Consider the following 5,970-nt stretch of genomic DNA (forward strand, 5'->3'; position numbering starts at 1 on the left):
AGGCTGCCGCCGGCGGCTCCCGAGACCAGCTCGGCCCCGCTGCCGCCGACCGCATCAACCCAGACGGGGAGGACGAGCAGCGGGAGTATCGCCCAGACCGTGATCCCGTAGACGAGACCGGCTCCAATCAGCCGAAGGATGATACCGGACCGAGAGAGCACGTCGGTCTCGACGTCGGTCTGGAGCATCCCGAGGATCGAGGGGCGCGTGACGAGCAGCCCGAAGATCAGGCCGAGGACGATCCCGTGAGCGATGTGGATTCCCCAGCCGAGGGGGCCGGCGGGCTCGAGGCCGTAGATTGCGGGAATGGCGGCCTCGAGGACGTCCGGATCGAGGAGCAACATGACGATGCCGAACGCGATCGCGCCGATCGCACCGCCGAGTGCACCGCCGACGAACCATCCGGTGGTGCCGCGCAGCCCGAACCCAGCCGTCGTATCGGATTCGCCGCTCATCGTGGGCAGGCTATCACGAACGAGTCCAAAAGTGTTCGTCACGGTCGGTGATGGGACAGTCACCCGTTGCGGACCGTTCGAAACCGGACATTGTAGTGGGTCGCCCACCAAGCGAACCCGTGGAGTACGAACTGCTCGGCTGGCCGCCCGACGGCCCAAAACTCCGACTCGATCACGAACGGTTCAGCTACGCCGGCAAGTTCGTCATGACGAACACCGGCAAGGCGGTGGCTCGAGCCCCCGACGGCCGGATCGTCGCAGCGGTGGCGTTCAACGAGGATCGCACCGACGCGGCCACGCTGTGGCTGCGCTACGTGACCGTCGACCGAGAGCTGCGGGGTGAGGGGATCGGTCCCCGACTCTGCGGGCTGGTCCGTGATCGCGCCGTCGAACGGGACTACAACCGGCTTCGGATCGCCGTCAACAACCCCTTCGCCTACGAGGCGCTCTACCGGACCGGCTTTTCCTATACCGGCGAGACGACCGGCATCGCCGAACTGATCCTCGAGTATCAGACGCCGACCGACGAACCGACTGCGGACGACACGGAATGGGACGACCGGGAACGGTATCAGGCCGGTTTCGAGGCGTATCGAGACCGGGATCTCTCCGAAGAAGAAGACGCGTTTCTCGAGTCGCGGCGGGACAGCGGACCGCCCGCCCTCGAATTACACGAGGAGTAAGTCGTCGCGTAGCCGTGTTGGTGGTGTGCCCGTGCTGGGAGCGCGCCACGGCGGGACGGTGAGCGTTCGCGGACGCGAGCGAGTCGGCTGGGGACGGGTGTGAGACCCAGTTGTCGCGGACCGATGCCGTCGAGTCGGCCTCACGATAGCGGAACCGTGGTGTCCCACCCAGCGGACAGACAACCGCGCCGGAGCGGCGTCTCCTTCCTACTCGCGTAGTGCCGGGAGCGTAAACGAAAACGTCGACCCCTCGCCCGATTCGGAGTCGACCCAGATATCGCCGCCGTGACGTTCGATGATCCGCTGACAGAGCGCGAGGCCGATGCCCGTCCCCTCGTACTCCTTGCGACTGTGGAGTCGATCGAAGACGGTGAACACGCGATTCTGATCCGCCGGGTCGATGCCAATCCCGTCGTCCTGTACTGAGATGACCCACTCTCGCCCTCGTCGATCCGCATCGATGTGAATCCGCGGCGGGGAATCGCCGCTGTACTGGATGGCGTTATCGAGCAAGTTCTGTACGACCTGTCGCAACTGGCAGGCGTCGCCCGTCACCCGCGGGAGTTGTTCGGCCGTTATCTCCGCGTTCGTCTCCTCGATCTGGAGCTGCAAGTCCGCGAGGACGTCGTCGAGAACGGCCTCGAACTCGACCGGTTCGAACGGATCGCCGCGCGTTTCGACCCGCGAGTACTCGAGAAGGCCGTCGATCATCTCGCGCATGCGGTCGGCCCCGTCGACGGCGTACGCGAGGAACTCTTCGCCGTCCTCGTCGAAGGCGTCGCCGTACCGGTTCTCGAGCAACTGGAGGTAGCTCGTGACCATCCGCAGGGGTTCCTGCAGGTCGTGGGATGCCGCGTACGCGAACTGCTCGAGTCGCTCGTTAGATTCCTCGAGCGCTCGTTCCCGCTGGTTTCGATCGAGTTCGAATTTGATCCACTGAGCCGTGAGATGGAGGAATGCCCGTTCGGCGTCCGTGAACTCCCGGTTCCGCGAGTCCGTCGACACGAAGAAGAACGTTCGGTCGGACACGTTCTCGAGTTCGATTCGCGTTCCGAGATACGCCTCCACGTCGAACGCTTCGTACGCGAGGGTGTTTCCGAACCCGGCTCGCTCGGGATCGGTAATGCCGGTTACCGTCTCATCACCGTCAGTTACCCGACAGTAGGTCTCCGAGAGCGGTGCCGTCGCGCCGGGTTCGAGTTGGTCGTGGTCGCCCGCCATGGCTTCCACCTCGAACGAATCGGTCGTCGGATTCACTCGTGCGAGTCCCCCGATCTCGAGATCGAACCGTTCGCATCCCAGCTCGAAGATATCGTCCAATTTCTCGTCGAACGAACGATCGGGATCGGCGGCGATCCGGCTCAGCGTCCGTTGATACTGTTCTCGGTGTTCGCGCTCGAGTTCGTAGCTGACCCACTGGCCCATCAGCTCGATGAACGTGCGCTCTGTCTCGGAGAACGGCCGATCGCGGGCGTCCGCGCTACCGAACCAGAACGTCCCGTACGGTTTCGATCCATTCATCACCCGCGTGCCGAGATAGCTCGTCAACTCGAACTCGCGATGGATCTCGTCGTCTTCCCAGTCGGTGTCGCGCACGTCCGTTATGGCGATGGTTTCGTCGGTTTCCATGGTTTGCCGACAGAAGCGCCCGTATCCCGGGTCGGACCACAGTTCCTCGTCGGGGTCGACGCCGAGGCCGACGCCCTTCTCCAACCTGAACTCACCGTCCCACGACGGTAGATGGTTCAGGCCACCCATCTCGAGCCCGAACTGCTCTCGGCCCAACTCGAGCAACCGTTCGAGCTTCTCGTCGAAGTCGCGATCGGGATCGGCCGTGATCCGGTAGCTCTCGCGGAGGAACCGTTCGCGACGCTGGCGCTCCAGTTCGTACTCGACCCACTGTCCCATCAGGTCGAGAAACGTCCGTTCGGCGCTCGAGAACCGCTCGTCGCGCGGCGTCTCGGAGGCGAAACACAGTGTTCCGTACTCTTCGCCGCCGACGTGGACGGTCGTCCCGAAGTAGGCGTCCAACCCGAACCGCTCGTAGGCGAAATCGTCGGTCCAGCCCACCTCCGCCGCGTTCCGTACGGAGATCGGGCCAGGTGATGCGAGCAGCTTCTCGCAGTACGTATCGCAGAGCGAACCGGTCACGCCCGACTCGATGATCTCGTGATCGCCGACGGCTTCCACGATCTCGAGCGTACCGTCGTCGTCGGTTTTCGTGAAGTATCCGATCTCGAGATCGAGTCGCTCACGGCCCAGTTCCAGTAGTTCCTCGATTTTCTCGTCGAACGAGCTATTCGAACTCGCGATCGTCTCGTACAGTTCCCGCTGATAGTGCTCGCGGGTCTCGATCGTCGCCTGCGCGTCGGTTCGATCGACCAGCGTCGCTAACTTCCGGTCGAGTTCGCGCGACGGCCGGTCGGGGCCGAAGTACTCCTCGGGGGGCGTGTAGTAGAAATTCTGGCAGATAGTGGTGTCGTCGTAGACGAGGAACGGGTGGGTATTGAGGACGTCGTGGAGGATGTCCGCCGGAAACCGGTTGCGATTGTACTGGCAGAGGACGGTGTACTCCGACCCGTCGTACAACGGGTTGAGCAGTTCCTCGTACTCGCAGAGCTGATCGAAGTCCGTGTCGTCGGCCTCGAGTGCCCACGTCATCTCGGCGGCGGCTCTGAGCCCTGCGAACTCGTTGGCGGTCGCCTCGTCGAGGGTCTCTTCCCAAAAATCCGCCATCACCTCGCGGTCGAACTCGCCGGTTCGGCGGTACGTCTCTCTGTCCGTATGAACTGAGAGCGCTCCCGACTCGAGGGCGGTATCGACGTCGATACCGCGAGTCCGCATCGCATCGAGGACCTCGTCTACGGTGTTGTCATCGGCGACGTAGATGCACCGTTCACCCTGTTCGAGACCTTCCCGGATGAACGGGATAACCGTGGCGAACTGCTCGGCGTGGTTCTCGTAGAGAAGCGCGAAGTGGTCGTTCGCTTCGTGTCCGTCGGTCGGTTCGATGGGGCCACGAGTCTCGAAATTCGATTGGAGGGCTTTGAATTCACTTACTGGGGTAGACGCGGTATGGTGATCAGGGTGATCTGGGATGCGTTTACTCATGGGTTCCGTTCAAGCGGTGGACACTCGTCACCGGATCGTTAACGTCGATATACTTCGAGGTCGCTGCTCACGGTCCGGGTAGTATTCGTCAATCGAATGGAAGAGAGCATCGGTAAAAAGAGCATCGCAGATAGGTTCTATTTAGACGGGTTGCAAAGATGCAATCTTTGAAAGAGGGGGGCAGAACCGCAGAGAGACGCTCACCGGTGCTCGTTGCAGGAGGGCCATCACCGGAGCTACTCGGTCGGGTGGCCGCACCGAGCCGGAAGCCAACGATTCAAATCCCAGTCCGTCCAACTACCCCCAATGGGTAACGCTGCACTGCGGGATATCGCCGTTATCGAGGAGATTCCCTTCAACGATATCGAAGGCGTCGTCGCCGTGGACGCACATAACTGGCTCTACCGGTACCTGACCACGACGGTCAAGTGGACCGACAGCGACACGTACACGACCGGCGACGGAACCGAGGTCGCCAACCTCGTCGGCATCGTCCAGGGACTCCCCAAGTTCTTCGAGAACGACGTGACGCCGGTGATGGTCTTCGACGGCGGCCCCTCCGAACTCAAGGACGACGAGATCGAATCCCGCCGCGAACAGCGACGGGGCTACGAGGACCAGCTCGAGACGGCCCGCGAGGAGGGCGACGCGGTCGCCATCGCGCAACTCGAGTCGCGAACCCAGCGGCTGACACAGACGATCCAGGAGACCAGCCGGGAACTACTCCGACTGCTCGACGTGCCGATCGTCGAAGCGCCGGCGGAGGGGGAGGCCCAGGCCGCCCACATGGTCACGCGGGGCGACGCCGACTACGTCGGCTCGGAGGACTACGACGCCCTGCTCTTCGGCTCCCCGCTCACCCTTCGCCAGCTGACGAGCAAGGGGGATCCCGAGCTGATGGATCTCGAGGCGACCCTCGCACACCACGAGCTGACGCTCGAGCAGCTGATCGACGCGGCGATCCTCATCGGGACGGACTTCAACGAGGGCGTCTCCGGCATCGGCCCGAAGACGGCGATCTCGGCGATCACCGAACACGGCGACCTCTGGAGCGTGCTCGAGGCCCGCGGCGCACACATCGAGTACGGCGACCGCGTCCGGCAGCTGTTCCGCGATCCGAACGTGACCGACGACTACGAGTTCGACGCGGCCGTCGATCCGGATCTCGAGGCCGCGAAGTCGTACGTGACCGACGAGTGGGGCGTCGACGCCGACGAGGTCGAACGCGGCTTCGAGCGCATCGAGGAGAGCGTCACGCAGACGGGACTGGACCGCTGGACGTAACTCGCCGGACCTCACTCGGCGGTCGGTCGGGAGCGGCGCTCGTTGGGTCCGGCAGAGCCAGCAAAACGGTCGCCGGGCGGCAGACCGAAGTCCGCGACGGCCCGTTCTCCGGTGATGAAAGCATACGAAGTGCAGGAGGCCACGAGCGAGTACGACGGCATCGTCGAAGTCGAGCGCGAACGACCCACACCGGATGACGACGAAGCGCTCGTCCGGTTGCGCGCGGCCTCGCTCAACTACCGCGACTTGGCCATCGCGAACGACGAACTCGCCTATCCGGGTGCGACGCTACCGGTCGTCCCCCTCTCGGATGGTGCCGGCGAGGTCGTCGCAGTCGGCGACGACGTCGGGCGACTCTCGGAGGGCGACCGCGTCGCGACCCCGTTCGCCCCCGACTGGATCGAGGGCGAGGGCTCGCGCGCGAAGATGGCACGGAC

The 5,970-nt window shown here is 63.9% G+C and carries 5 protein-coding genes; 3 read left to right on the forward strand and 2 right to left on the reverse strand.

Annotated elements, in window-relative coordinates:
• Window positions 1-455: hypothetical protein (locus tag PGX04_RS26395; RefSeq protein WP_273741209.1), on the reverse strand; the 455-nt coding region annotated here is incomplete at its 3' end.
• 119 nt (window positions 456-574) lie between these two features.
• On the opposite strand from PGX04_RS26395, the gene PGX04_RS26400 reads away from it, so the two are divergent.
• Entirely contained in the window at window positions 575-1,138 is a 564-nt protein-coding gene (locus PGX04_RS26400) for a GNAT family N-acetyltransferase (RefSeq protein ID WP_273741210.1), read from the forward strand.
• A 207-nt stretch (window positions 1,139-1,345) separates the two neighbouring features.
• Here PGX04_RS26400 and PGX04_RS26405 read toward each other — a convergent pair whose 3' ends face one another.
• A complete protein-coding gene (locus PGX04_RS26405; RefSeq protein ID WP_273741211.1) occupies window positions 1,346-4,249 on the reverse strand; it encodes an MEDS domain-containing protein in 2,904 nt (967 codons plus the stop codon).
• Between the two features lie 306 nt (window positions 4,250-4,555).
• Between PGX04_RS26405 and fen the strand changes: the two genes are divergently transcribed.
• Both fen and PGX04_RS26415 read left to right on the forward strand, forming a co-directional pair.
• The gene (gene fen, locus PGX04_RS26410) at window positions 4,556-5,533 is read left to right on the forward strand and encodes a flap endonuclease-1 (RefSeq protein ID WP_273741212.1); all 978 of its coding nucleotides are present in this window, start codon (window positions 4,556-4,558) and stop codon (window positions 5,531-5,533) included.
• A 114-nt stretch (window positions 5,534-5,647) separates the two neighbouring features.
• Window positions 5,648-5,970 (forward strand): alcohol dehydrogenase catalytic domain-containing protein (locus PGX04_RS26415; RefSeq protein ID WP_273741213.1); only part of this gene is annotated, 323 nt, incomplete at its 3' end.

The organism is Natrinema soli, assembly GCF_028618695.1.

Excerpts from the sequence above, each read along its gene's own strand:
- fen (WP_273741212.1), top strand. The coding sequence starts at position 4,556 with ATGGGTAACGCTGCACTGCGGGATATCGCCGTTATCGAGGAGATTCCC.
- PGX04_RS26405 (WP_273741211.1), bottom strand. The coding sequence starts at position 4,249 with ATGAGTAAACGCATCCCAGATCACCCTGATCACCATACCGCGTCTACC.